This window comes from Sphingomonas sp. MS122 (genome assembly GCF_049532975.1).
Lineage (GTDB): Bacteria > Pseudomonadota > Alphaproteobacteria > Sphingomonadales > Sphingomonadaceae > Sphingomonas.
Genome location: NZ_CP186695.1, coordinates 4,054,366 through 4,079,476, shown reverse-complemented (window position 1 = coordinate 4,079,476; position 25,111 = coordinate 4,054,366). Strand labels below are relative to the sequence as shown.

The window sequence follows — 25,111 nt, the reverse complement described above, 5'->3', positions numbered from 1 at the left end:
CGTAGCCGAATGCGCGGGCCTGCTCAACCGGGTGAACTGGCGATGCGCAAGCTTCGGCCCGCAGCCCGCCAGCGTTGTCGGGCGAGGGCATCAAGTCACAGTCAACGTTGTCGTGTAATCCGAATTGGTTAGCGCCGCCGTTGACACCGGTTACTGGCATTGACCCCCTATTTGCCCCCTGCCTATGCGCGACTCACTGATTACATAAGTAACGATCGTCAGGCCCCGATGCAGGGCCGGCGATAGGGAGATGGACATTGACTGATCGGAAGCCACTTGGCCTCGACACGCTCGGCGTCGGGAAGGCAGCCACCATTCACTGGAACCTGCTGACCGCGCCGCTGGTCGAGCACGCCGTGCAGCGCGGCGAGGGTAGGCTGGCCAAGGACGGTCCGCTGGTCGTCGCTACCGGCAAGCACACCGGGCGCAGCGCCAAGGACAAGTTCATCGTCCGCGACGCGACGACGCAGGACAATGTCTGGTGGGGCGAGGTCAATCGCGCGATGAGCCCTGAGCATTTCGCCGCGCTCAAGGCCGATTTCCTTGCGCATCTCGGCACCAAAGACACGCTGTTCGTGCAGGATCTGTATGGCGGCTCGCAGCCCGAGCATCGGCTCAACGTCCGCGTCGTCAACGAATTCGCCTGGCACAGCCTGTTCATCCGTACCTTGCTGGTGCGGCCCGACGCGGCGGAGCTGGCCGGGTTCGACCCCGAATATACGATCGTCGACTTGCCGAGCTTCCGCGCCGATCCCGCGCGTCACGGCACGCGCAGCGAGACGGTGATCGCGGTCAACCTGACCGAGAAGCTGATCCTGATCGGCGGCACCGCCTATGCCGGCGAGATGAAGAAGAGCGTGTTCGGCCTGCTCAACTACCTCCTGCCGCCCAAGGGCATCATGCCGATGCACTGTTCGGCCAATATCGGGCCGAACGGTGATACCGCGGTGTTTTTTGGCCTGTCGGGCACCGGCAAGACGACGCTGTCGGCCGATGCCAGCCGTACGCTGATCGGGGACGACGAGCATGGCTGGTCGGACACCGCCGTGTTCAACTTCGAGGGCGGCTGCTACGCCAAGATGATCAACCTCTCGCCCGAGGCCGAGCCCGAGATCTACGCGACGACCAAGCGCTTCGGCACGGTGCTCGAGAATGTCGTGATGGACGATGCGACGCGCACGCTCGATCTCGACGACAACAGCCTCGCCGAGAACAGCCGCGGCGCCTATCCGATCGACTTCATCCCCAACACCTCGGAGCACAATCTCGGGCCGGTGCCGAAGAACATCATCTTCCTGACGGCCGACGCCTATGGCGTGCTCCCGCCGATCGCCAAGCTCACGCCGGAGCAGGCGATGTACCACTTCCTGTCGGGCTATACCGCCAAGGTCGCGGGCACCGAGATCGGCGTCAAGGAGCCGACCGCGACGTTCTCGACCTGCTTCGGCGCCGCCTTCATGCCGCGCCATCCTTCGGTCTACGGCAATCTGCTCAAGAAGCGGATCGCGGAGAGCGGGGTCGATTGCTGGCTGGTCAACACCGGCTGGTCGGGCGGCAAGGCGACGATGCCGGGGATCAAGCGCATGCCGATCAAGGTCACGCGCGCGTTGCTCAACGCTGCGCTCGAGGGCAGCCTGAAGAATGCCGAGTTCCGCAAGGACCCCAATTTCGGCTTCATGGTGCCGGTGGAGGTGGCGGGGATCGACCCCAACATGCTCGACCCCCGCGCGGCATGGGCTAACAAGGCCGACTATGACGCCACCGCGGCGAAGCTGGTCGACGAGTTCGTCGCCAATTTCGCGCAGTTTGCGGAACATGTCGACGAAGGGGTGAGGCAAGCCGCACCGCAACGCCGGCAACCGGCACCCGAACCCGCCTGAACCGCCCGGTCATCGATCGGGCTCCCGAGAGAAAGTCCGATCGATGACCGACCATCCCATCCGCTTCTTCACGACCGACGCCGCTATCGTCCATCTCGGCGAGGGGCTGCTTGTCTGCACGCTCGCGCGCGAGGAATGGACGCACGAGGCGCACCTTGCCGCGTGCCTCTACCTGCTGGCCCGGCGGCCCGATATCGATGTGGACGCGCGGATTGCCGGTCTCATTTCCCGCTTCAACGAGAGCGTCGGCGGGGTGAATGACGACCATAGCGGCTATCATGATACGATCACCCGCGCCTATGTCGCAGGGGTTCGGCGCTTCCTGCGCGAGCGCGCGACCGGCGAGTTGATCGTGGACGTCAACGCGCTGCTCGCGAGCGAGGTCGGCGGCCGCGACTGGCCGCTGCGCTTCTACAGCCGCGAGCGGCTCTTCTCGGTGCAGGCGCGGCGCGGGTTCGTCGAACCGGACCTCGCGCCGCTGCCCTGACCGGCGTCAGTCGAGCATCGAGGCCGGAACCTTGCCGCCGTTCGCGGCGAGTTCCTGCATCACGCGCTTGTGCAGCCAGATGTTCATCTCGGCGCTGCCGTCGAGATCGCCGGTATAGCCCAGCTCCTGCGCCAGTTCCTTGCGCTCGGCGAAGCTCGATTCGAGGCCGACCAGCTTCATCAGGTCGACGATCGAGTTGCGCCAGTTGAGGTCGCGGTCGTCATTGCTGTCGAGCTCGACCAGAATGGCCTCGATATCCACTTCCTGCGGCTCCGGCGTGGGCTGGGGCTGCGGCGTCGGCTGCGCGGCGGCCGCTTCGGGCTGCGGCGTGGCTTCCGCCGGCGCGGGGGCGGCCTTGGCCTTGCCGAAAATCGCATCCTTGATCGACGAGAAAATGCCCATGCGTGCTCTCCCTCAAAACGCCGCGTGATCGTGCGGCAGGTCACCCGATCGCCATGCTGGCGACCTTCGGCGACAGGGCGATGACGCACGAAACGGGAAAAAGTGCCAAGCGTAACGAGCCTCGCCTCGCCCGGTTTTCGCGACCGTGATAGGCAAGCACGGCCACCCCCATACGGCAAGGGAGTACGAGTGATGAGCATTCTTGACAGCATTCTCGGCCAAGTCGCTGAAAACTCGACCGTCACCAATCTCGCGGCCAAGGTCGGCCTGTCGCCCGAGCATGTCGAATCGGCGATCCAGGCGCTGGCCAAGCATCATGTGATGGAAGGCGACACCGCCGAAGGCGCCGCCGCCGCGACCGGCCTGCCGGCCGACAAACTGCAGGAGATCATCGGCCAGATCGGCGGCGAAGGCTCGCTCGGCCATTTCGCCAACCTGCTCCAGCAGGACGGCGCGGCCGGCGGCCTGCTCGGCGCGCTCGACAAGGACGGCGACGGCAACCCGCTCAACGACCTGACCGGGATCGCCTCGGGCTTTTTCGGCAAGAAGTGAGCTGGCGTCCGCTGGCCGTCAGTGGCCGGCCAGCGGCAGTGAGCTTTCGACGATCTCGCTATGCTCGACGGTCTCGGGCCGTTCGAGCAGGTAGCGGTCGTCCTCCGGATAATAGTGCGCGATCGCGATGTCCGCGCCGGCAAAGGCGCGGATGTCGTCGAGCGATCGCCACCAGCTCAGCGTCACCACCTCGCCGGTGACGTCGCCGAGATCGCGGAACAGCATCTGCCAGCCGAGATTGCCGGGCGTGGCGGTATATTCGGCGCCGCCCGTCTCGGCGATATAGGCGCGATACGCCTCGCGATCGGCGGTACGGATGACCCCGCGCCAGCGCCGCAGGATCACGTCCTGCCTCCTTCCGCGCGTCGGAACATCACGTCCGTCCGCAGCACATATTTGCGTCCGCGCTCCACCGTTGCGCCGCGATGGCTGAGTGGATGGTCGAACAGCAGCGCCAGGCCGCGGCGCGGGTGATCCGCACCTCGTCATGCCCGGGCAGGTCGCGGAACAGCGTCTCGCCGCCGGCGAACCCCTCGTTGAGATAGATCATGAAAGTATAGCGGCTCTCCTCGACCGGCGATCGCGCGAAGCGGCCGTCGCGATGCCAGTCGAATTGCTGCCCGGGACCATAGCGATAGAAGCGCAAGCGCTCGTTCAGTCCCACGGCGTGCCAATGGCTTCCAGACAGCCGTTCGGCGACGGACGTCTCGACGCGCGACCAGAGATCGTCGGCCAGCGCCGTATCGTCCAGGATCACGCGCTTGTTGTTGCGCAGCTCGGGCATCATCACCGGACCTTCGTCGGTGGTGACGGGCGCCGCGTCGTAACCCAGTGCCTCGCTGCGCGCGATCAGCGCGTCGCAATCGGCGGGCCCGAGAAGACCCTCGATCGTGCAGAGCAGGGGCGTGGTCCACTGAATCCCGGTCATCTCGATTTCCGCGGGCGAGCGCTCGCCGTCAGGCCTTTCGTTCCGCGACGTGGCGGTCGATGACGCTTTCGAGCACCGTCAGCGGCACGCTGCCGCCGAGCACGACCGCGTCGTTGAACGCCTTGAAGTCGTAGCGGCTGCCCAGCGCCTTCTGCGCCTTGGTGCGCAGCGTGTTGATCTCGGTATGGCCGAGCTTGTAGCCGCACGCCTGGCCGGGCCAGGAGCAATAGCGGTCGACCTCGCCGCTGACTTCCTCGACCGACGAACCGTTGGCGGTGGCGAACCACTCGATCGCCTGGGCGCGAGTCCATCTCTTGGCGTGGAGGCCGGTGTCCACGACCAGGCGGCAGGCGCGGAAGGCGAGGCTCTGGAGATAGCCGAGCCGGCCGATCGGGTCCGCGTCATAGGCGCCGAGCTCGGCGCCGAGCTGCTCGGCGTACAGCGCCCAGCCTTCGGTATAGGCGTTGAACGACAGCAGCGAGCGCACCAGCGGCAGCTTGAAGGTATATTCGCCCTGCCAGGCATGCCCCGGAATGCCCTCGTGATAGGCGAGGGTCGGCAGGCTGAAGCGCGAGTGCAACAGCGTGGTGCGCAGGTTGAGCCACACCCGGCCCGGCACCGTGCCGTCGATCGACCCGGCGCCGCCATAGGCGCCCGGCGCGCCCGGCTCCTCGGCCAGCGGCAGCCGCTTCACCTCCACATTGCCCTTGACCAGCGTGTGGAAGGCACGCGGCATCCGGGCACGCATGTCCATGATCCGGTCGGTCATGAACTTGAGGATCTCGGCGCGGCCCGCGTCATTATCGGGGAACAGGAAGCGCGGGTCCTTGCCCAATGCGGTCATCCGCGCGCCGACCGTGCCCTTGGTGAAGCCCTGCTTCCTGAGGATCACGTCCATCTCGGCCTGGAGCGCCTTCAGCTCCTCCTGGCCGGTGCGATGCACCTCGTCGGGCGTCATGGTGGTCGTGGTGCCGGCACGCAGCGCCCAGGCGTAATAGGCCTCGCCGTCGGGGAATTTCCACACGCCCGCGTCCGACGTCGCCTTGGCGCGGTGGCGCTTCAATTCCGCGATCTGGCGGTCGAGCGCCGGGGCGATCCTGCCCGCGGCGATCCGCGCCGCCTCGGCCGCCTGGCTACCGGTGACCGGCTGCTTGCCGGCATAGTTTGTGACCAGCTCCCATTTGCCCGCGTCGGTGCCCCGCGTCAGCGCGATCTGCTTGAGGCACTTGTCGAGCAGGAAATCGGGCGCGATCACGCCCTTGTCGTAGGCGATCTTGAGCCGCTCGGTCTCGCCGTCGAGCAGCCCGGCATATTGGTCGAAGCGCGCGAGCCAGCTCGCCGCGTCGGCCGCATTCTCGACTTTGTGCTCGGTGTCGAGGAAGCGCGGGATGTCGAGATAGCCGCCGACATTCTGCACCACGACATAGGGCGAGTTGCGCCACCCGCCGACCGCGACGTCGCCATAGGGAAAGGCGAAGCCGTCGAGCGCGTTCCCGAAGGCGGTGGTGACCGCATCGACATTGGTGCGCATCACCGGGCTGAGACCCGCCGGGTCGAGCGCCTTCAGCTCCGTGACGCGCTTGCGCAGCCCCTCGGCGACGCGCGCCTTGCCGGCGATGCTGCGGTCCTCGAGCCTGGAGCGCAGATGCGCGCGCTCGCCCTTGTCGATGCCGAGGCTGGTCGCGCCCTCGGGCCCGTTCTCGAGCAATTGCTCGGCGGTAGCGGCGAGCAGCTTGTTCGCCGCCGCATCGCCCGGTGCCGCGGCCTGGCCGCGCGCGAAGGCCGGCAGCGTCGCAAGCGTGGCGGTGGTGGCGAGGAACTGGCGGCGGGTGGTGCGCATGGGGTCTCCGAAAACGGGGAGTTGGTTACCGGCGAGACCTTAGCGCGGCGCACTGGAAGCGCCACCCCGCTTTGCCTGTTCCACGGGAGGACAGTTCAGACCGCTTCGAGCACCATGTTGAACGGTCCCTCGGTCGCGCGCCGCACCCGATCGAAGCCGGCCTCGCGGACGATCTCCGACAACCGGGCCTCGCCGGCCTGCGCGCCGAGGCCTTCGCCCACTTCCTGATCGAGCGAGGTCGGGACGCAGATCATCGTGGAGGCGTTATAGTACAACCGCCCGACCGGGTTGAAGTTCTGCTCGGGGCGGTCGCCGGCGATCGGCTCGACGATCATCCAGGTGCCGCCCGGCGCGAGGATGCCGCGCATATGGGCCGCGCACCCGCGCGGATCGCCCATATCGTGCAGGCAGTCGTACATGGTGACGAGATCGAAGCCGCTCTCCGCGATCTCCTTGGCGGCCGCGACCTCGAAGCGCACGCGATCGCTGAGGCCATGCGCCGCGGCGTGGCGGCGCGCTTCCTCGATCGACGGCGCGTGGAAGTCGTAGCCGGTGAACTGGCTCTCCGGATAGGCCTGCGCCATCAGCAGCGTGGAGAAGCCCACGCCGCAGCCGACATCGGCCACCTTCGCCCCGCCGCCGCGCAGCCGGGCCTCGACCCCGTCCAGCGCCGGGATCCACGCCTGGACGATGTTGTTGACATAGCCCGGGCGGAAGAACTGCCCAGTCGCGCAGAACAGGCAACCGGCATGATCGCCCCAGCGCACGCCGGTGCCGTGGCGGAAACATTCCTCGACCTTGGCCTCCGCTTCGATCATCGCCGCGACCAGCTCGAACGCGCCGGCCAGATAGACCGGACTGTCCTGGTTGACGAAGACCATCGCCTGCTCGGGCGACACGCTGAAGCGCTGGGTCGCCGGATCGAAGTCGATATAGCCGCTGGCCGTCTGCGCCAGCGCCCATTCGCGCACATAGCGTTCGTGAAGTCCGCCCGCCCGCGCGGCGAGCTCGGCCGCGGTGGCGGGGGCCTCCGCAAGCGCCTCGAACAGCCCAAGCCGAAGACCGATGCGCACCGTCGGCACGCTCGTCGCGCCGCCGAGATCGCCCAGCATCTTGCCGATGAACGCCTGGAACTTCGCTTCGTCGATTGCCGGCATGCTGTCCCTCCATCCGATGAGGACGCGACCCTTCGACTCTGTTTTCTCCGGCGGGTCATAGCATAGTTCCGGCGCCGCGGCGACGCCCGGGTCAGACGGCGGGAGGTTCGATCGCTTTCACCGTCTCGACCACCACCACGCCGCCGCGCACGCCCGCGATCCGCGCCTTGGCGCCCGCCGCGAGGTCGGGCCCTTCCGCGGGCCATTCGCCGTCGCCGACGCGCACCCGGCCGGTGCCGCCCTCGATCGCCTCGACCACCGTCACCGTCTGGCCGATCATCCGCGCGGCGCGGTTGTTGAGGTCGGGGTCGCTGCTCGGCACCGGGTTGGCGCCGTACCAGCGCTTGCCCACCAGCACGAACACCGTCGACCAGGCCGCGAAGCTCACCAGCTGCCCGACCAGCCCCAGCTCGGGAAACAGCAGCGCAAGCACGCCGGTGATCGCCGCGCCCATCGCGACGAAGGTCAGGTACACGCCCGGCAGCATCAGCTCGGCGATCGCCAGGATCGCGGCGAGGATCAGCCAGATGAAACCGCCCTGTTCGGTCCAGTTCATTCGCCCTCCTTCTCGACGATCGGCGCATGGCGCACGCGCGGTGCGGCCGGCGGCGCGGCGGGCGCATCGAGCCTGCCGAGCGCGTCCTTGGCGAGCTCGCCGATCCCGCCCAGCGTGCCGATCAGCTGAGTCGCCTCGACCGGGAACAGGATCGTCTTGGCGTTGGTCGAGGTCGCGAACTTGCCGACAGCCTCGACATATTTCTGCGCGATGAAATAGTTGAGCGACTGCGCGGAGCCGCTTTCCACCGCCTGGCTGACGAGCTCGGTCGCCTTGGCTTCGGCCTCCGCCGCGCGTTCACGGGCTTCGGCGTCGCGGAAGGCGGATTCCTTGCGGCCCTCGGCCTCCAGGATGCGCGCCTGCTTCTGGCCCTCGGCGCGCAGGATCTCCGAGGCGCGGCTGCCCTCGGCCTCGAGGATGTTGGCGCGCTTCTCGCGCTCGGCCTTCATCTGGCGCGCCATCGCGTTGACGATGTCGGCGGGCGGGCGAATGTCCTTGATCTCGACGCGAGTGATCTTGACGCCCCAGGGCGTGGTCGCGTGGTCGACGACGGAGAGCAACCGCGCGTTGATCTCGTCGCGCTTGGACAGCGTCTCGTCGAGATCCATCGCGCCCATCACGGTGCGCAGGTTGGTGGTGACGAGGTTCAATAGCGCGACATAGAGGTCGCTCACCTCATATGCCGCCTTGGCGGCGTCGAGCACCTGGAAGAACACCACGCCGTCGGTGGAGATCATCGCATTGTCCTTGGTGATGATCTCCTGCCCCGGGATGTCGATCACCTGCTCCATCATGTTCACCCGCCGGCCGACGCGGTAGAAGAAGGCCGGGTAAAGGTTGAACCCGGGCTTCGCGACGGTGGTGAAGCGGCCGAAATGCTCGATCGTGTACTCATAGCCCTGGCGCACGATCTTGATGCTGGAGAACAGGTACATCAGCACCAGCAACACGCCGACGAAAAAGGCGCCTACGGTCAGTTCCATCTCGATTCCCCCGGTTGCAGGGCCTCGCAAAGGCCCTCGGATGCTAGCATAGAGCGGGGATGAGCACAGTCCATTACATCGCGCCGCGCACCGCGCTGTTCCTGCCCGCGTCGAACGCGCGGGCGATCGAGAAGGCGCGGACGCTCGCCGCCGACATGGTGATCCTCGACCTCGAGGATGCGGTGAAGGCCGAGGACAAGGCGCGCGCGAGGGACGCGGCGACGGCCGCGGAGGGATTTGGCGGCCGCCCGTTCGGCATCCGCGTCAACCCCGAGGGAAGCGAGCATTGGAAGAAGGACCTCAAGGCGGTCAAGAAATCCGCTGCCACCCATGTCATCGTGCCCAAGGTCGAGAAGCCCGAGACGATCGTCTATGCCGCCGCCTATGCCGACCGGCCGGTGCTGGCGATGATCGAGACCGCGGCGGGGGTGATGAATGTCGGCCCGATCGCGTCGGCAAGCGGCTGGGGCGTCGAGATGGCGGGGTTGATCGCGGGGACCAACGATCTTGCCGCCTCGCTCAAGCTCCCGCCCGCCGCGGGGCGCGCGCAGATTCAGCTCGCGCTCCAGCTCATCGTTCTCGCGGCGCGCGGGCGCGAGATCTGGGCGATCGACGGCGTGTTCAACAAGCTCGAGGATCCCGAGGGGCTGGCCGCGGAAGCCGCCGAGGGGCGCTTGCTCGGCTTCGACGGCAAGAGCCTGATCCATCCGAATCAGATCGACGTCGTGCGCACGGCATTCGATCCCACCCAAGCCGAGCTGGAGCAGGCCCGCGCGCTGATCGCGGCTGCGAACGGCGGCGTGGAACGCTTTGATAACAAAATGATTGAAGACCTGCATGTCGAGCAGGCGAAGGCCCTGCTCCAGCGAATGGAAGGATGGCGAGAGGGAGGCGAGGGTGCTGTCGGATCTGAAACGGGCACATGAGACTCTGCTCGCCTGCCTGGATGAGCTGGAAAAGCTGGCCGAGGCGAACGTGCCGGACCCGGCGAAGCTGGCGAGCGTGCGCTGGAAGCTGAGCAGGGCGAGCGGGGAGCGCCGCAAGCTGGTCGAAGCGGCGTGCGACCTGCTGCTGAACAGCGCGAACGCGATCGACCGGAACCGCGCCGCCGCGTTGCGAGGGGAAAGCGCCGAGCTGATCGCGGCATCGTCCCGCCATGTCGGCCGCTGGACGATGGACGAGGTACTCGCCGACTTGGTCGGCTATCGCGAGGCGTCGGCGGCGATGCGCAAGTCGATGCGCGCGCGGATCGCGCAGGAGCAGCGCGCGCTCTATCCGCTGCTCGAACGCGCCGCGGCCTGATCCCTGTTCGCTCCGAAATCGATCAGAAAACAGCGGATTCGATATCGTTACGGACCGGACAAGGTTTGAACCCGATCCGTTCCGGTCCGATCATCCCGACGCGAAGCGGGGGATGGGGAATGCGATATTCGGCGTTAACGGCGCTGGCCGGGGCGGCTCTGATCGTGACCGCGGCTCCGGCGCTTGCGCAAACCGCCGCGCCGAGCGAGGCGGGCAGGCTTGCCGAACAGTGGCGCGTGGCCAAGCGAGCGGAGCTGCTGCGTCGGCAGGCGAGCCTCGTTGCGGAGATCGCGGCGCTCGACAAGGGCGCGACGCCGGACACGCTCGCCGCCGCAGCAGCGCAGGAGGAGAAGAACGCGAGGGCGGAGCCGCCCGAGAAGAAAGACGATGACAAGTCCGAAGGCAAGAAACCCGAGGAGAAGAAAGAGGACGGGAAGCAGAAGTTCGGCGGCATCGAGTTCGGTGTCGGTGTGTCGTTCACCGCCGATCTCGGCTCGCGCGATCGGATCGGCGAGGCGATGCTCGATCCGAACGGGATCGTCCGCGTCAAGGACGAGAATAACGGGCGCGCCCGCATCATGCTGGAATCCCATTATTTCTTTACGCCGTGTGGCCGGGTCTTCGGGATCAACGGCTTGGGGCGAAACGAATGCACCATCGAGAACGGGCGGGTGAAGAGCCGCGCGCCCGCCAGCTGGGGCATCGGCCCTTTCGTCGCATTGCAGCCGGGCGACGAGAACGTCATCGAGGCGATCGGGATGGGGTTTATGATCGGCTTCCGCAAGAATCCGGAGACGACGCAGAGCTTCAATTTCGGCATCGGTTATGTGGTCGATCCGAACACCCGGGTCCTTGGCGACGGGGTGCTGCAGGATCAACCGCTCCCCGTCGGCGAGACCGAGATCCGCTACAAGGAAACGGCGCAAAGCGGGCTGCTCTTCCTCGCCTCCTTCTCCTTCTGAGCCCTCCCCCTAGCGCACGCCGGTATCCACGGTTACATGGGCCGCCAACTTCCGACTCAGGACATTGGCGCTCTCATGGATATCCCTCTCGGCCTCACCTTCGACGACGTCCTTCTCTACCCGGGCGAGTCCGAGGTGCTGCCGAGCATGGCGGACACCCGCACCCATGTGACGCGCGACCTCGCGCTCAATATCCCGATCCTTTCCTCGGCGATGGACACGGTGACCGAGGCGGACATGGCGATCGTCATGGCGCAATTGGGCGGCATCGGCGTGCTCCACCGCAACCTCACGGTCGAGGAGCAGGTCGAGGCGGTGCGCGCGGTCAAGCGCTTCGAGAGCGGCATGGTGGTCAACCCGATCACGATGCGCGCGTCGGGCACGCTGGCCGAGGCGCAGGCGCTGATGGCGCGCCACAAGATCAGCGGCATCCCGATCACCGAGGAGAGCGGCAAGCTCGTCGGCATCCTCACCAACCGCGACGTGCGCTTCGCCGAGAACCCGAACCAGCCGGTCAGCGAGCTGATGACTCACGAAAACCTCGCCACCGTCGCCGCGGGCGTCGGGCAGGACGAGGCCCGCCGCCTGCTCCATCAGCGCCGCATCGAGAAATTGCTGGTGGTCGACGATGCCTATCGCTGCATCGGCTTGATCACGGTCAAGGATATCGAGAAGGCGGTGAACTATCCCGAAGCCACCAAGGACGGCGCTGGCCGCTTGTGCGTCGCCGCGGCCACCACGGTCGGCGACAAGGGCTTCGAGCGCACCGAGGCGCTGGTCGATGCCGAGGTCGACCTGATCGTGATCGACACCGCGCACGGCCACAACAAGGACGTCGCGCGCGCCGTCGAGCGGGTGAAGAAGCTTTCCAACCGCGTGCAGGTCGTCGCCGGTAACGTCGCGACGGGCGAGGCGACCAAGGCGCTGATCGGTGCGGGCGCGGACGGGGTGAAGGTCGGCATCGGCCCGGGGTCGATCTGCACCACGCGCGTCGTCGCGGGCGTCGGCGTGCCGCAGCTCACCGCGGTGATGGACAGCGCCAACGAAGCGGCGAAGTCGGGCGTGCCGGTGATCGCCGATGGCGGCCTGCGCACCTCGGGCGACCTCGCCAAGGCGCTGGCCGCGGGCGCCTCGACCTGCATGGTCGGTTCGCTGCTCGCGGGGACCGAAGAGGCACCGGGCGAGACGTTCCTCTACCAGGGGCGCGCCTACAAATCGTATCGCGGCATGGGCAGCGTGGGCGCGATGGGCCGCGGCTCGGCCGACCGCTATTTCCAGGGCGACATCAAGGATCAGCTCAAGCTCGTCCCCGAGGGGATCGAGGGACAGGTGGCGTTCAAGGGCCCGGCCAAGGACGTGATCCACCAGCTCGTCGGCGGAATCAAGGCGGCGATGGGCTATACCGGCGCGGCGACGATCCCCGAGCTGCAGCAGAAGGGCCGCTTCGTCCGCATCACCAATGCGGGGCTGCGCGAGAGCCATGTCCACGACGTGACGATCACCCGCGAGGCGCCGAACTACCCGACGCGCTGAGCGGCGTCCGGCTTCGGGCGGTTCAGCGCAGGGTCAGTCGCGGCACCGCATCCCGCTCCGCGCGTTGGCGCGGGTAGAGGAGATGCGCGATGATCGAGCCGATGAACCGCAGGAGCCTGCTTGCCGGGATGGCGATGCTTCCGCTCGTCGCGGTGGCGGGCTGCATGGCCGGCCCTGGCAGCTATACGGTCGAGGAGGGTGTCCGCCGTCTCCTCACGCTGTCGAGCCAGCGCGCCTTCGACCGGCTGATCCGACCCGGCGGCTTCTATGACGACCAGCTCACCCGGCTGAGCATGCCCGAGCGCCCCGACGACCGGTCCGGCGCGGTGCTCGCCGCGGTGCTGCGCACCAATGCCGTTCGCAGCCGCATCGCGATCGCACTCAACGATCTTGCCGTCGATGCCGCCGACCGGGCCACCCCGGTGGTGCTCGACGCGATCCGCCGCATGACCTTTGCCGACGCGCTCGCCGTGCTGCGCGGCGGACCGACGGCGGCGACCGACCTGCTCGCGCGCGAGACCGAGGGGGCGGTGATCGACGCGATGTATCCCGATTTCGCCGATGGCCTGCGCGGCGACGCGTTCGAGATCCTGACCGCTGCGGTCGCGGCGGCGTCGGGGTTCGATCTCGGCGCACTCGCCCGGGACGTTTCGCGGCAGGCGGGCCGCGCGATCTTCCTCGCGATCGGGCGCGAGGAGGCGGAGATCCGGCGCAACCCGCGCGCGACGCGCGATCCGGTGTTGATCGCGCTGCTCGGCGGCTGACCGTTCAGCAGGTTCCGGCGGCGAGGGCGCTGCGCGCGACGCGCGCGCCGCGCCGCGACCACAACACCATCGCGAGCCCGATCGTCGAGGTCGCCGCGCCCGCCAGCGCCACCGCGGGATAGCCGAGCCCGCCCGCGATCACCGCGCCGCCCAGCGCCGCGCCGATCGCGTTGCCGAGGTTGAACGCGCCGATATTGACCGAGGAGGCGAGGTTGGGTGCGTCATGCGCGGCGGCCATCACCCGCACCTGCAGCGGCGGCACCAGCGCGAAGCTCGCCACGCCCCACAGGAACACCAGCACCGCCACCGGCGCGTGGAACGGCATCAGCGCCGCAAAAGCGACCAGGATCGCGGCGAGCGAGCCGAGCGTCACGATCAGCGTGCGGTCGACCGACTTGTCGGCGAACTTGCCGCCCAGCCAGTTGCCGACGGTGAGGCCGACGCCATAGGTCACCAGCATCGCGGTGACGAACGCCAGCGAGGCGTGTGTCTGCGTCTGCAGGATCGGCGCGATATAGGTGAACACCGTGAACATCGCGCTCGACCCGATCACGGTGAGCCCCAGCGCGCCCAGCACCGGGCCGCGCGCCAGCACGCGCAGCTCGTCGGCGATGTTGCCGCCCTCGGGCGCGGGCATCGCCGGCAGCGTCAGCCGCAGCGCCGCCATCGTCACCACGCCGAGCCCGGCGATGCCCCAGAAGGAAGCGCGCCAGCCGAGATGCTCGCCCGCCCAGGTCGCCAACGGCACGCCGACGACATTGGCGATCGTCAGCCCCATGAACATCGCCGCCACCGCCGCGGCGCGGCGCTCGGGCGGCACCAGGCTCGCGGCGACGATCGAGCCGACGCCGAAGAAGGCGCCGTGGTTGAGCGACGTGATGATCCGTGCGGCGAGCAGCATGCCATAGCCGTCGGCGACCGCTGACAGCACGTTGCCGAGCGTGAAGATCGCGGCGAGGCCGATCAGCAAGATACGCCGCGGCACGCGCCCGGTGGTCAGCGTCATCAGCGGCGCGCCGATCAGCACGCCGAGCGCATAGGCGCTGACCAGCAGCCCGGCGGCGGGGATCGAAACGCCGAGATCGGTCGCGATCACCGGCAGCAGGCCCATCGGCGCGAATTCGGTCACGCCGATGCCGAAGGCGCCCGCGGCGAGCGCGAGCAACGGGGGATTGAGCTTCATGGGTTTTCTTCCGGATCAGAATCTTGTTGGAGGGTTCGGCACCGGCCCGTCCCCACCCGGCCACCCATATGATACTGCCGTATGGATGGCCGGGTGGGGGAGCGGGCCGGTGCCGCAGTCAAACGATTGCCGGGTTGAGGCGGGCGAAGCCCTCCTGCTGCCGATAGGGGGTGTGGGGGTAGGGCGGCAGCACGTCGCTCGCCGTATCGAGCGCGGCGACCTGCTCCGCCGTCAGCGACCAGCCGATCGCGCCGAGATTCTGCCTGAGCTGTTCCTCGTTGCGCGCGCCGATGATCACCGACGACACGGTCGGGCGCTGCAGGAGCCAGTTGATCGCGACCTGCGGCACGGTCTTGCCGGTCTCTTCGGCCACCGCCTCGATCGCGTCGATCACCTTGTAGAGGTGTTCCTCGCTCACCGGCGGCGCAAACTGCTCGGTGTCGTGCAGCCGGCTGCCCTCGGGCACAGGGCGGTTGCGGCCGATCTTGCCGGTCAGGCGCCCCCAGCCGAGCGGGCTCCACACCAGGGCGCCGACGCCCTGATCGGCGGCCAGCGGCATCAGGTCGGCCTCATAGGCGCGCCCAATCAGCGAATAATAGACCTGGTGCGCCACGAAGCGCGGCCAGCCATGACGATCCGCCGCGGCGAGCGCCTTCATCAGCTGCCAGCCGGGGTAGTTGGAGACCCCGGCATAACGCAGCTTGCCTTGCGCGATCAGCATGTCGAGCGTCGCCAGCAGCTCCTCGGCCGGAGTGTGCGCGTCGAAAGCGTGGAGCTGGAGGAGATCGATATGATCGGTGCCGAGCCGCCGGAGCGACGCCTCGACTGCGGCGATCAGCCGCGACCGCGACGCGCCCCAATCGGCGGGCCCATCACCCATCGGTAGCCCGGTCTTGGTCGAGATCAGCACCTGGTCGCGCCGGCCCTTGATCGCCGCGCCCAGCACTTCCTCCGATGCGCCGTTCGAATAGACGTCGGCGGTGTCGAACAGGTTGACCCCGGCCTCGAGGCAGATGTCGATCAGCCGCCGCGCTTCCGCGGCATCGCTGGTTCCCCATGCGCCGAACAGCGGCCCCGTGCCGCCGAACGTGGCGGTGCCGAAGCTCAGCACTGGCACGCGCAGTCCCGATGCGCCCAATTGCCGGTATTCCATCACGATACTCCCTGATAGGCGTTGGACGCACAGATGGATGGCGGCAACCAACCCTTGTAGATTGTCCAGACGCGAAGGATTTTTGCATTGGAAGCAAAGATGGAAAGCGGTGCCGACCGCGCCCGCTCGCTCGAGATCTTCGCCGCGGTCGCGGCGCAGGGCAGCTTCTCCGCCGCGGGCCGCCAACTCGGCCTCACGCCCTCGGCGGTCAGCCGCACCGTCGACCGGATCGAGGCGCGGCTCGGCGTGCGCCTGTTGCTGCGCACCACCCGCGCGCTTACTCTCACCGCCGAGGGGCAGGCCTATCTCGCCGCCGCCCGCCGCATCCTCACCGATCTCGACGATGCCGAGCAGCAGATCGCCGACCAGGGGGCCCCTCGCGGACGGCTGCGCGTCAGCGCCGCGCTCTCGCACGGGCGCCTCTGCATCGTTCCGCTGCTCGGCGACTTCGTCCGCGCCTATCCGCACATCCTGGTCGACATCAGCCTCACCGACGCGATCGTCGATGTCGCGGGCGGGCAGGCCGATGTCGCGATCCGCTTCGGCCCGCTCGCCGACAGCGGGCTCACCGCACGCAAGATCGGCGAGACGCGCCGCGTGATCGTCGCTTCGCCCGGCTATCTCGCGCGCCGCGGCACGCCGCGTGTGCCCGCCGACCTGCACGATCACAATTGCCTCAACTTCAACTTTCGCCGGGCCGAGCCGATCTGGCCGTTCTGCGACGGCGCCAGCGACTATGCGATGAGCGTCACCGGCAGCATCGAGGCGAACAATGGCGAGACGTTGGGCCAGCTCGCCGCCGCCGGGGTCGGCATCACGCGGGTCGGCGCGTTCAGCGTCGCCGACGAGATCGCCGATGGCCGGCTCGTCCCCTTGCTCGAGGAGTTCAACCCGGGCGATGTCGAGGCGATCCACGCCGTGTTCGTCGGCGGCGCGAACACCCCGGCCCGCGTGCGCGTCTTCGTCGATTTCCTCGCCGAGCGGCTCCGCTAGCGACTTCGTTTATTTTCAACGGACTAGTGCTACTAGGGAGCGTTCGTCAGGCTCGCGCGTTGCAGGCCGAACGTCAAAGACGCGCATAACGGAGCAGGGAGAAGCGTGGAGCAGCTGTTGCGCAAGGGGGAGGGCTGTACGCCTGCGTTTCTCGACGGCGGCGGCGAGATGGGGCGGCGGATCGCCGAATTCGACTGGGCCGCGACCAGCGTCGGCGCCATCGAATCCTGGTCGCAAAGCCTCTGCGCGATCGTCGCCTATCTGGTCCATTGTCCCGTGCCGCTGGTGATGTTGTGGGGCGAGGACGGGGTGCTGCTCTACAATGACAGCTATTCGGTCTTCGCCGGCGAGCGCCATCCGCAGATCCTGGGGCAGAAGGTTCTCGAGGCCTGGCCCGAGGTCGCCGATTTCAACGCGAATGTGATGAAGGCCGGCCTGGCGGGCGAGACGCTCGCCTATCGCAACCATGTGCTCCGACTCAACCGCACCGGCCGTTTCGAGGATGTATCGCTGAACCTCGATTATTCGCCGGTCTATGACGACGACGGCGATCCCGCGGGCGTGCTCGCGGTGGTGATCGAGACCACCGAATCGGTCAAGGCCGAGCAGGCGCTGCGCGACAGCGAGGCGCGGCTGCGCTTCCTCGACCAGCTGGGCAAGCGCACGGCGCGCAGCAACGATCCGCAGGAGATCCTGTCGATCACCACGCGCATGCTCGCCGAGGCGCTCGGGGCGTCGAACTGCGCCTATGCCGACATGGACGAGGATCAGGACGGCTTCACGATCCGCGGCGACTGGGCGCGCGAGGGTTCGCCTTCGATCATCGGCCATTACAGCCTCGCCGATTTCGGCGAGCTCGCGGTGCGCAACCTGCGCGCCGGCAAGCCGCTGGTCATCAACGACAATCTCAAGGAGATCGCGCCGCACGAGGCCGCGACCTTCCAGGCGATCGGGATCGCCGCGACGGTGTGCCTGCCGCTGGTCAAGAACGGGCGGCTGACGGCGTTGATGGCGGCGCATCACAAGCAGCCGCACCAATGGACGCCGGAGGAGTTGGCGCTGATCCGCGAGGTGACCGAGCGCAGCTGGGCACATGTCGAGCGCACCGGCATGGAGGCCGAGCTGCGCGACACCGCGGCGCAGCTGCGCGAGCTCAACGAGGATCTCGAAAATCGTGCGATCGAGCGCTCGATCGCGCTCGCGCAGAGCCAGACTCAGTTCCGCCTGCTGGTACAGAGCGTGACCGACTATGCCATCTACATGCTCGATCCCACCGGCGTGGTGTCGAGCTGGAATACGGGGGCGCAGCGGATCAAGGGCTATGCGCCCGACGAGATCATCGGCCGGCATTTCTCCCATTTCTATCCCGACGAGGATCGCGAACGCGGCGAGCCGAACCGCGCGCTGGAGACCGCGCGCAAATATGGCCGCTTCTCCTCCGAGGGCTGGCGCTTGCGCAAGGACGGCAGCCGCTTCCGCGCCAGCGTCGTCATCGACGCGATCCATGACGACGACGGCAAGCTGATCGGCTTCGCCAAGATCACCCGCGACATCACCGAGCGCGAGGAAGCGCAGCGCGAACTGGAGGTGGCGCGCGAGGCGCTGTTCCAGTCGCAGAAGATCGAGGCGATCGGCCAGCTCACCGGCGGCGTCGCGCACGACTTCAACAACCTCCTGATGGCGATCATGAGCGGGCTGACCTTGCTCAGGAAGCGCGTGCCCGAGGATCCGCAGATCTCGCGCCTGATCGACAATTCGCTCCAGGCGGCAGAGCGCGGCGCCGCGCTGACCCAGCGCATGCTCGCCTTCGCACGGCGGCAAGAGCTCAAGCCCGAGCGGATCGACGTGATGGCGCTGGTCGCCGACATGCGCGGATTGCTCCAGCGCACGATCGGTCCGTCATGGCAGATCGACATCAGCTTCCCGGCCGGCCTCAGCGCCGTCTCCGCCGACGTCAACCAGCTCGAGATGGCGCTGCTCAACCTCGCGGTGAATGCGCGCGACGCGATGCCGGACGGCGGGCGCATCGCGATCGAGGCGGTCGACCAGGAAGTGATCGGCACGGTCGGCGAGCTGTCCTCGGGCCGCTATGTCCGGCTGAGCGTGATCGACCAGGGCACCGGCATGGACGCCGAGACGCTGGCGCGCGCGACCGAGCCCTTCTTCACCACCAAGGGCGTGGGCAAGGGTACCGGGCTCGGCCTGTCGATGATCCACGGCTTCGCCAAGCAGAATGGCGGCATGCTCCAGATCGAGAGCGAGCCCGGCCGCGGCACCCGCGCGCATATCTGGCTCCCCGCCGCCGGGGCAGATGGCGCGCACGAGCCGGTGCGCCCGAGCGATGCCGCGCTCGTGCCCGGGCGGCCGCGGCTCGTGCTCGCGGTGGACGACGATCCGCTGGTGCTGATGAACACCGCCGCGCTGCTCGAGGATCTCGGTCACACGGTGATCGAGGCGGAATCGGGTGCGCAGGCGCTCGAGGTGCTGCGCGAGCGGGAGGACATCGCGCTGCTGATCACCGACCAGGCGATGCCGGTGATGACCGGCAGCCAGCTGATCGCCGCGGCACGCGAGCTGCGGCCGGACATGCCCGTCATCCTCGCCACCGGCTATGGCGAGACTCCGGCGGATTCGGCCTCGCGCGTGACCCGGCTCAACAAGCCCTTCACCCAGGCCGACCTCAGCCGCGCGGTGTCCGAGACGGTGATGGAGCTCTCCTGACGCCGGTTCCGGCGCACCGACATGTTTTGGTCGCAAAGCCATCCTACCGAGATGCGCTCGCCGGCACCCAGCGTCTTGTCCCGAGGTTCATTGTCACAGCCGGATTCCTCCGCGCCGTCTCCGCTGGACCGCCTGCGCGGCCGTTTCGGCATACGCACGCGGGGCATCGCGCTGGCGCTGCTGGTCGAGCTTCTGGTCGTGCTGATGATCTTCACCCTGGCGCCCGACCTTGTCGGCCGCAAAGACGGGGATGCCGGCATGACGGTGTTCGGGGTACCGCCCGAGCCTGAGCCGGAAGCCGAAACCGAGGATACGCCCGCGCCCAGTGCCGTACCGAAGCAGCCGCGCGCCCAGCCTGTGGAAGCGCCGCCCGATCCCGTGGCGCAGCCGCCCGTGCCGCAACCGCAGCCGCAACCATCCCCGCCGGTGATGCTCGACATCCCGCTGAGCCGCATGCCCGACCTCGCCGCGCTTCCGCGCAGCGCCGCGCCCGCGGCGCCGCGCCGTGCCGCGGCGGGTCCGCCAAATCTCGCGAGCCTGCCGGGGGACACGCCGCGGGTCGAGGGCAGGGGGCCGCGCGGTGAGCCGCTCTACGCCGCCGCCTGGTATCGCGAACCCTATGACAGCGAGCTTTCCGGTTATCTCTCCACCGCGCAGGGGCCGGGCTGGGGGCTGATCGCCTGCCGCACCGTGCCCGAGTTCCGGGTCGAGGATTGCGTGATGCTCGACGAATATCCCGAGAGCTCGAAGATCGCGCGCGCCGTGCTCGCCGCCGCCTGGCAGTTTCGCGTGCGCCCGCCGCGCCTCGGCGGCCAGCCCAAATATGGCGAATGGGTGCGGATCCGGATCGACTACGGCATCAGGCGGCAGACTCCGCCCTGACGCTGCGCGCGGCGAGCGCGGCCCGCACCGCGACCGCCGCCACGGCGAGCGCGGCGATCGCCTCCAGCGCGGGGAAGGCGAAGGGCAGGGCGACGATCGCTGCGGCGAAGAGCGGCAGCACCCATTGTGCGGCGCCACGGAGCTCGAACCGGTCGCGCACCAGCCACAGGCCGAACAGATAGATGCCGAGCGGCACCGCCACCGCAAGATCGCCGGCGCGCAGGCCGAGCTTCGAATGACCCGTGAGGATTTCGACCAGCACGGCGAAGCCCGCTCCCACGGCGGCGCCCGCGGCGTAGACGATCAAATGGCCATAGCCCCATTGCAGCGAGCGGCTCAGCCGGCTGGTCGAAAGCTGCTCCTCGCGCGCGAAATAGAGCCACCACATCGCGAAGGTGATGACCAGCGCGGACAGCGCGGTATGCACCAGCCGCACGTCGAAGCTGCCGTCCCATGCCTTCTGGAGCGCTATCGTCGCCGCGAGCAGCACTTCGCCCAGCACGATGATCGTGAGCAGGCCGTAGCGCTCGACGATATGGTGGCGATGCCACGGCGTCCCCGCCGCGCGCTCGGCGATGGCGGGGACCGCGAGCTCGATCGCCCAGCCCAGCAGGATCAGCGGCAGGAGCGCCGGCGATTCCGGCGTGGAGAGGAAGTAAAGGCCGAGCCAGTAGAGCTGGGCGAACGCGATTCCGCCGGCATAGCGCAGCGCACCGGCCCGCCGCGGCGGATCGTTCCACGCCGCGCGCAGCCACAGCGCGATCATGCCGGCGCGCATCACGGCGTAGCCGCTCACCACCAGGCTGAAGTCGAGATGCGCGGCGAAGCGCTCGGCGCCCGCCGCGAGGAGCAGCGCGCCGCCCATGATCACCATCGTCAGCAGGCGGGTCAGCGCGTCGTCATTGTCATAGGCCGAGGCGAACCAGGTGAAGTTCATCCACGCCCACCAGATCGCGAAGAAGGTGAGCAGATAGCCCACGATCCCCTCGGCGGCATGATCGGCGGCGATCGCATGGTGGAGCGCGGCGGCCGCGGCGGCGATCGCGATCACCGTGACCAGGTCGAACAGCAGCTCGAGCGGCGTCGCGACGCGGTGCGCCTCGTGCGGGTCGCGCGGGGCCATCGCCCGGATCGCTGCGTGCCTCGTCATTCCTGCCCCCTTCCAATGTTGGAACCCATCTGCTTTGCCGTCCGGGTGATCCGTTTCGAACCCGCCCCTTCGCTTCCCCGCATGCGCGCCGTCAACACCCGCGCAACGTGTCAACTTCGTCAACCTGGGCGTCAACCGTGACTCCTGCCGCACGCACCCAGACCGCGATCGAGCTGCTCGACCAGATCGTCGCCGCCGCGCGCGATGCCGGGGCGTCGGGCGATGTGCTGATCCAGCGCGGATTCGCCACGCGCCGCTATGCCGGCTCCAAGGACCGCCGCGCGATCCGCGGACTGATCTACGACGCGATCCGGCTGTGCGGCGAGCGCCCCGAGTCCGGCCGTGCGGCGATGCTGGCGCTGGCGAAGCGCGACCCGGACCTGGCGGCGACCTTCGACGGCTCGCCTTACGGACCCGCGCCGATCGGCGACGAACCCACCGCCGAGTCCGGGGTCGCGCCGGCCTGGCTGGTCGACGCGCTCGCCGCCTCCGGGATCGGCGGGGATCAGGCGGCGGCGCTGCTCGGCCGCGCCTCGCTCGACCTGCGCGTCAACACGCTCAAGGCGGAGGTCGGGCAAGTCCGGGCGGCGTTGCCCGAGGCGGTGCCTGTCGAGGGCCTGCCCGCGGCGCTGCGCCTGCCGCCCGATACGCCGATCGAGAAAAGCCAGCCTTATCTCGACGGCTGGATCGAGGTGCAGGACGCCGGCAGCCAGATCGTCGCGCTTGCGGCGGGAGCAAAGCCCGGCGCGCGCGTCGTCGATCTCTGCGCGGGCGGAGGCGGCAAGACGCTGGCGCTCGCCGCGGCGATGGACGATCGCGGCGCGCTGCTCGCCACCGATGCCGACCGGGCACGGCTCTCGCGCCTGATGCCGCGCGCCGAGCGGGCGGGGGCGACGATCGTCGAGACCCGCCTGCTCGATCCCGGCCGCGAGGCCGAGCCGCTCGCCGACTGGACGGGCGCAGCCGACCTCGTGCTGATCGACGCGCCTTGCTCGGGCACCGGCACCTGGCGCCGCAATCCCGAGGCGCGCTGGCGGCTCACCCCGGCGCGCCTCGCCAAGCTCGTCGAGACGCAGGCGCGGCTGCTCGATGTCGGGGCGGCGCTGGTCAAGCCAGGCGGCGCGCTGGTGCATATCGTCTGCTCGCTGCTCGACGCCGAGGGGGCGGGGCAGGCGGAGGCGTTCCTGGCCCGCCACCTGGGCTGGGCCGCCGTGCCGCTTGCGCTTCCCGCCGGAACCCCGCATGGACCGGGGATGCGCCTCACCCCGCTGTCCCACTCCACCGACGGCTTTTTTGTCGCGAAGCTGGTGCGCACGTGATAGCGCTGGGCATTCCACGTCCGGAGACCGTCATGCGTATCACCCTCGTGTCAGCCGCCGCAGCGCTCGCGCTGCTCAGCGTGTCGACCTCGCTCTACGGCCAGCGCGCCGACGACCAGATCGACGCGCGCTCGGTGGCGCTGCTCGAACGGGGCAAGGCGGCGAAGGCGGCGGGCAATCTCGACGGCGCCAACGACCTGATCGAGAGCGCGCTGGCGGTCGATCCGCGCAACCGCCAGGCCTATGTGGTGCTGGCCGAGGTCGCGCGCGCGCAGGGGCTGCCGGGCAAGGCGATCCGCTTCTACCGCGAGGCGCTGACGCTCGAGCCCAACGACGTCGCCGCGCTGCGCGGGCAGGGCGAGGCGATGGTGCAGAAGGGCGCGGTCGAGCGTGCCAAGGAGAATCTCGCACGGCTCAAGACGCTGTGCGGCGCGAACTGCGCCGATGCGACTCAGCTCGCCGCCGTGATCGCCAAGGGCCCGCCGGCGACGGCGACCGCGAGCGCGCAGGTCGTGCCGCCGCCCAAGGTCGAGACGAAGAAGAACTAGGCCGAGAGCGTCCGGGCGAGCGCGACGAACTCGTCGACGCTGACCGTCTCGGCCCGCCGCGTCGGATCGATCCCGATCCCCTCGGCCGCCTCGACCGCGCCGGGTACCGCCTTGAGGCTCTGGCGCAGCATCTTGCGCCGCTGCCCGAACGCCGCTGCGGTCAGCTTCTCCAGCACGGCGAGCCGGACTCCCTCGGGCTCCGCGCCGGGCACGATGTGCACCACCGCGGACATCACCTTGGGCGGCGGGGTGAAGGCCGAGCGGTGCACCGGCATCGCGATCCGGGCCGAGCTGCGCCACTGCGCCAGCACCGCGAGCCGGCCATAGGCCTCGGTCCCCGGCGCCGCGACGATCCGTTCGGCGACTTCCTTCTGGAACATGAGCGTAAGGCTCGCCCACCAGGGCTGCCACGCCGCCGACAGCCAGCCGACGGTCAGCGCCGTGCCGACATTATAGGGCAGGTTGGAGGCGATGTGCGGCTTGCCCGCGAACAGCACCGGCGCGTCGATCTCGAGCGCGTCGCCCTCGATCACCGTGAGCCTGCCCGGAAACGCCTCGCCGAGCTCCGCCAGCGCGGGGATGCAGCGCCGGTCGCGCTCGACCGCGGTCACCTTCGCGCCAGCCTGCAACAGCGCGCGGGTGAGGCCGCCGGGGCCGGGCCCGACCTCGAACACTTCCCGCCCGTCGAGGTCGCCCGGCACCCGCGCGATGCGGTCGAGCAGCTGCGAATCGAACAGGAAATTCTGCCCCAGCGCCTTGCTGGCGCTCAGCCCATGTTTGCGGATGACCTCACGAAGCGGGGGAAGGGCGGTCACGCCTCCGCCAGTGCCCGTTTCTCCGCCGCTTGGCCAGCCATGCGGATCGCCGCGATCATGGCGCCCGGCTCGGCCTGGTCGTGCCCGGCGATGCCGAAGGCGGTGCCGTGATCGGGCGAGGTGCGCACGATCGGCAGGCCAAGGGTCATGTTGACGCCCTCGTCGAAGTGCAGCGTCTTCAAGGGCACCAGCGCCTGGTCGTGATAGAGACAGATCGCCGCGTCGTAGCCGGCGCGGGCGCGGGCGTGGAACATCGTATCCGCGGCGAACGGGCCGACCGCGTCGATTCCCTCGTCCTGCAGCTGGCGGATCGCCGGCTCGAGCACGTCGATCTCCTCGCGCCCGAGCGCGCCGCTCTCGCCGGCATGCGGGTTGAGGCCGGCAAAGGCGAGCCGCGGCGATTCGATCGCGAAGTTGCGCGCCAGGCTGCGCGCGGTGACGCGGGCCTTGGCCACGATCAGCTCGGTCGAGATCGCCTGCGGTACCTCGGCCAGCGCGATGTGCGTGGTCACCGGCACCACGCGCAGCGTCGGTCCGGCGAGCATCATCACCGTATTCTCGGGCGCGATGCCGCAGCGCTCGGCGACGAACTCGGTCTGGCCGGGATGGGTGAAGCCGATGCGGTAGAGCTGCGCCTTGGACACCGGCCCGGTGACCAGCGCGCCCGCCGCGCCGGAGCGAGCGAGGCCCGTGGCGAGCTCGAGGCTGTCGAGCGCGCATCGCGCGCCGGCGTCGTCGGGCTGGCCCGGGACGATTGCCTCTGCATCTGCGACGACGAGGACCGGCAGGGCGGTGTCGAACACGCTGCGGGTCTCGTCGGGATTGCCGATGGGCATGATCGGACCGTCCCACACCGCCGCGACCGCGCGCGGATCACCTACCGCGAAGAAAGGCGGGAGCGCCTGGAAGGCACGATCACGCCAGGCCTTGGCGACGATCTCCGGTCCGATCCCGGCAGGATCGCCCATCGCCACTGCGAGCGGGCGAACCGGCGCGCTCAC

Annotated in this window: 25 protein-coding genes; 13 read left to right on the top strand and 12 right to left on the bottom strand. The window is 68.8% G+C overall.

Annotated features, from left to right (window positions below):
- The first annotated feature begins 257 nt into the window (after positions 1 to 257).
- Positions 258 to 1,880, top strand: coding sequence for a phosphoenolpyruvate carboxykinase (locus ACO227_RS19450; RefSeq protein WP_423604193.1), 1,623 nt, complete (start codon positions 258 to 260; stop codon positions 1,878 to 1,880).
- A 43-nt stretch (positions 1,881 to 1,923) separates the two neighbouring features.
- Positions 1,924 to 2,367: a hypothetical protein gene (locus tag ACO227_RS19445; protein WP_423604191.1), complete on the top strand. Its 444-nt coding sequence runs from the start codon at positions 1,924 to 1,926 to the stop codon at positions 2,365 to 2,367.
- A gap of 6 nt (positions 2,368 to 2,373) precedes the next feature.
- Here ACO227_RS19445 and ACO227_RS19440 read toward each other — a convergent pair whose 3' ends face one another.
- Entirely contained in the window at positions 2,374 to 2,769 is a 396-nt protein-coding gene (locus ACO227_RS19440; protein ID WP_423604190.1) for a DUF3597 domain-containing protein, read from the bottom strand.
- A gap of 192 nt (positions 2,770 to 2,961) precedes the next feature.
- Here ACO227_RS19440 and ACO227_RS19435 point away from each other — a divergent pair, with 192 nt between their 5' ends.
- On the top strand, positions 2,962 to 3,321 hold the full coding sequence (locus ACO227_RS19435) for a hypothetical protein (protein ID WP_423604188.1): 360 nt from the start codon (positions 2,962 to 2,964) through the stop codon (positions 3,319 to 3,321).
- Positions 3,322 to 3,339: 18 nt separating this feature from the next.
- Here ACO227_RS19435 and ACO227_RS19430 read toward each other — a convergent pair whose 3' ends face one another.
- The 6 genes from ACO227_RS19430 to ACO227_RS19405 form a co-directional block, all read right to left on the bottom strand.
- A complete protein-coding gene (locus tag ACO227_RS19430; protein WP_423604187.1) occupies positions 3,340 to 3,666 on the bottom strand; it encodes a hypothetical protein in 327 nt (108 codons plus the stop codon).
- 28 nt (positions 3,667 to 3,694) lie between these two features.
- Entirely contained in the window at positions 3,695 to 4,249 is a 555-nt protein-coding gene (locus ACO227_RS19425; RefSeq protein ID WP_423604185.1) for a 2OG-Fe(II) oxygenase, read from the bottom strand.
- Between the two features lie 28 nt (positions 4,250 to 4,277).
- Complete coding sequence (locus tag ACO227_RS19420; protein ID WP_423604184.1) at positions 4,278 to 6,089, bottom strand: DUF885 domain-containing protein; 1,812 nt, start codon at positions 6,087 to 6,089, stop codon at positions 4,278 to 4,280.
- 95 nt (positions 6,090 to 6,184) lie between these two features.
- Positions 6,185 to 7,246, bottom strand: a complete 1,062-nt coding sequence (locus ACO227_RS19415) for a class I SAM-dependent methyltransferase (RefSeq protein ID WP_423604182.1) — start codon at positions 7,244 to 7,246, stop codon at positions 6,185 to 6,187.
- Between the two features lie 91 nt (positions 7,247 to 7,337).
- Entirely contained in the window at positions 7,338 to 7,802 is a 465-nt protein-coding gene (locus ACO227_RS19410) for an NfeD family protein (RefSeq protein ID WP_423604180.1), read from the bottom strand.
- Complete coding sequence (locus ACO227_RS19405) at positions 7,799 to 8,785, bottom strand: SPFH domain-containing protein (protein ID WP_423604178.1); 987 nt, start codon at positions 8,783 to 8,785, stop codon at positions 7,799 to 7,801. Before ACO227_RS19405 ends, ACO227_RS19410 begins: the two co-directional genes overlap by 4 nt.
- Positions 8,786 to 8,844: 59 nt before the next feature.
- Between ACO227_RS19405 and ACO227_RS19400 the strand changes: the two genes are divergently transcribed.
- The 5 genes from ACO227_RS19400 to ACO227_RS19380 all read left to right on the top strand — a co-directional run bounded on the left by ACO227_RS19400 (position 8,845) and on the right by ACO227_RS19380 (position 13,346).
- Entirely contained in the window at positions 8,845 to 9,711 is an 867-nt protein-coding gene (locus ACO227_RS19400; RefSeq protein ID WP_423604176.1) for an HpcH/HpaI aldolase/citrate lyase family protein, read from the top strand.
- Positions 9,683 to 10,087, top strand: coding sequence for a hypothetical protein (locus ACO227_RS19395; RefSeq protein ID WP_423604174.1), 405 nt, complete (start codon positions 9,683 to 9,685; stop codon positions 10,085 to 10,087). Before ACO227_RS19400 ends, ACO227_RS19395 begins: the two co-directional genes overlap by 29 nt.
- A 119-nt stretch (positions 10,088 to 10,206) precedes the next feature.
- Positions 10,207 to 11,049, top strand: a complete 843-nt coding sequence (locus tag ACO227_RS19390; protein WP_423604173.1) for a hypothetical protein — start codon at positions 10,207 to 10,209, stop codon at positions 11,047 to 11,049.
- A gap of 75 nt (positions 11,050 to 11,124) precedes the next feature.
- A complete protein-coding gene (guaB, locus tag ACO227_RS19385; protein ID WP_423604171.1) occupies positions 11,125 to 12,582 on the top strand; it encodes an IMP dehydrogenase in 1,458 nt (485 codons plus the stop codon).
- Between the two features lie 89 nt (positions 12,583 to 12,671).
- Positions 12,672 to 13,346, top strand: coding sequence for a DUF4197 domain-containing protein (locus tag ACO227_RS19380; RefSeq protein WP_423604170.1), 675 nt, complete (start codon positions 12,672 to 12,674; stop codon positions 13,344 to 13,346).
- Between the two features lie 4 nt (positions 13,347 to 13,350).
- Here ACO227_RS19380 and ACO227_RS19375 read toward each other — a convergent pair whose 3' ends face one another.
- Both ACO227_RS19375 and ACO227_RS19370 read right to left on the bottom strand, forming a co-directional pair.
- Positions 13,351 to 14,529: an MFS transporter gene (locus tag ACO227_RS19375; RefSeq protein ID WP_423604168.1), complete on the bottom strand. Its 1,179-nt coding sequence runs from the start codon at positions 14,527 to 14,529 to the stop codon at positions 13,351 to 13,353.
- Between the two features lie 118 nt (positions 14,530 to 14,647).
- Complete coding sequence (locus ACO227_RS19370) at positions 14,648 to 15,682, bottom strand: aldo/keto reductase (RefSeq protein WP_423604167.1); 1,035 nt, start codon at positions 15,680 to 15,682, stop codon at positions 14,648 to 14,650.
- A gap of 99 nt (positions 15,683 to 15,781) precedes the next feature.
- Here ACO227_RS19370 and ACO227_RS19365 point away from each other — a divergent pair, with 99 nt between their 5' ends.
- The 3 genes from ACO227_RS19365 (at position 15,782) to ACO227_RS19355 (ending at position 20,278) form a co-directional block, all read left to right on the top strand.
- Positions 15,782 to 16,675, top strand: a complete 894-nt coding sequence (locus ACO227_RS19365) for a LysR family transcriptional regulator (RefSeq protein ID WP_423604165.1) — start codon at positions 15,782 to 15,784, stop codon at positions 16,673 to 16,675.
- A 105-nt stretch (positions 16,676 to 16,780) separates the two neighbouring features.
- Positions 16,781 to 19,396, top strand: coding sequence for a PAS domain S-box protein (locus ACO227_RS19360; RefSeq protein WP_423604164.1), 2,616 nt, complete (start codon positions 16,781 to 16,783; stop codon positions 19,394 to 19,396).
- Positions 19,397 to 19,486: 90 nt separating this feature from the next.
- Entirely contained in the window at positions 19,487 to 20,278 is a 792-nt protein-coding gene (locus tag ACO227_RS19355) for a hypothetical protein (RefSeq protein ID WP_423604162.1), read from the top strand.
- Here the strand turns inward: ACO227_RS19355 and ACO227_RS19350 are convergent.
- Positions 20,256 to 21,428, bottom strand: coding sequence for a low temperature requirement protein A (locus tag ACO227_RS19350; protein WP_423604160.1), 1,173 nt, complete (start codon positions 21,426 to 21,428; stop codon positions 20,256 to 20,258). The genes ACO227_RS19355 and ACO227_RS19350 overlap by 23 nt on opposite strands.
- Before the next feature lie 137 nt (positions 21,429 to 21,565).
- Between ACO227_RS19350 and ACO227_RS19345 the strand changes: the two genes are divergently transcribed.
- Together ACO227_RS19345 and ACO227_RS19340 are read left to right on the top strand one after the other, a co-directional pair.
- Positions 21,566 to 22,747, top strand: a complete 1,182-nt coding sequence (locus ACO227_RS19345) for an RsmB/NOP family class I SAM-dependent RNA methyltransferase (RefSeq protein ID WP_423604159.1) — start codon at positions 21,566 to 21,568, stop codon at positions 22,745 to 22,747.
- A 32-nt stretch (positions 22,748 to 22,779) separates the two neighbouring features.
- Positions 22,780 to 23,295, top strand: a complete 516-nt coding sequence (locus ACO227_RS19340) for a tetratricopeptide repeat protein (protein ID WP_423604157.1) — start codon at positions 22,780 to 22,782, stop codon at positions 23,293 to 23,295.
- Here the strand turns inward: ACO227_RS19340 and rsmA are convergent.
- Both rsmA and pdxA read right to left on the bottom strand, forming a co-directional pair.
- Positions 23,292 to 24,110 carry a 16S rRNA (adenine(1518)-N(6)/adenine(1519)-N(6))-dimethyltransferase RsmA gene (gene rsmA, locus ACO227_RS19335; RefSeq protein WP_423604156.1) on the bottom strand — a complete coding sequence of 273 codons (819 nt, stop codon included), beginning with the start codon at positions 24,108 to 24,110 and terminating at the stop codon, positions 23,292 to 23,294. The two genes, ACO227_RS19340 and rsmA, sit on opposite strands and share 4 nt — an antisense overlap.
- Entirely contained in the window at positions 24,107 to 25,078 is a 972-nt protein-coding gene (gene pdxA, locus ACO227_RS19330; protein ID WP_423607406.1) for a 4-hydroxythreonine-4-phosphate dehydrogenase PdxA, read from the bottom strand. Before pdxA ends, rsmA begins: the two co-directional genes overlap by 4 nt.
- Positions 25,079 to 25,111: the final 33 nt, after the last annotated feature.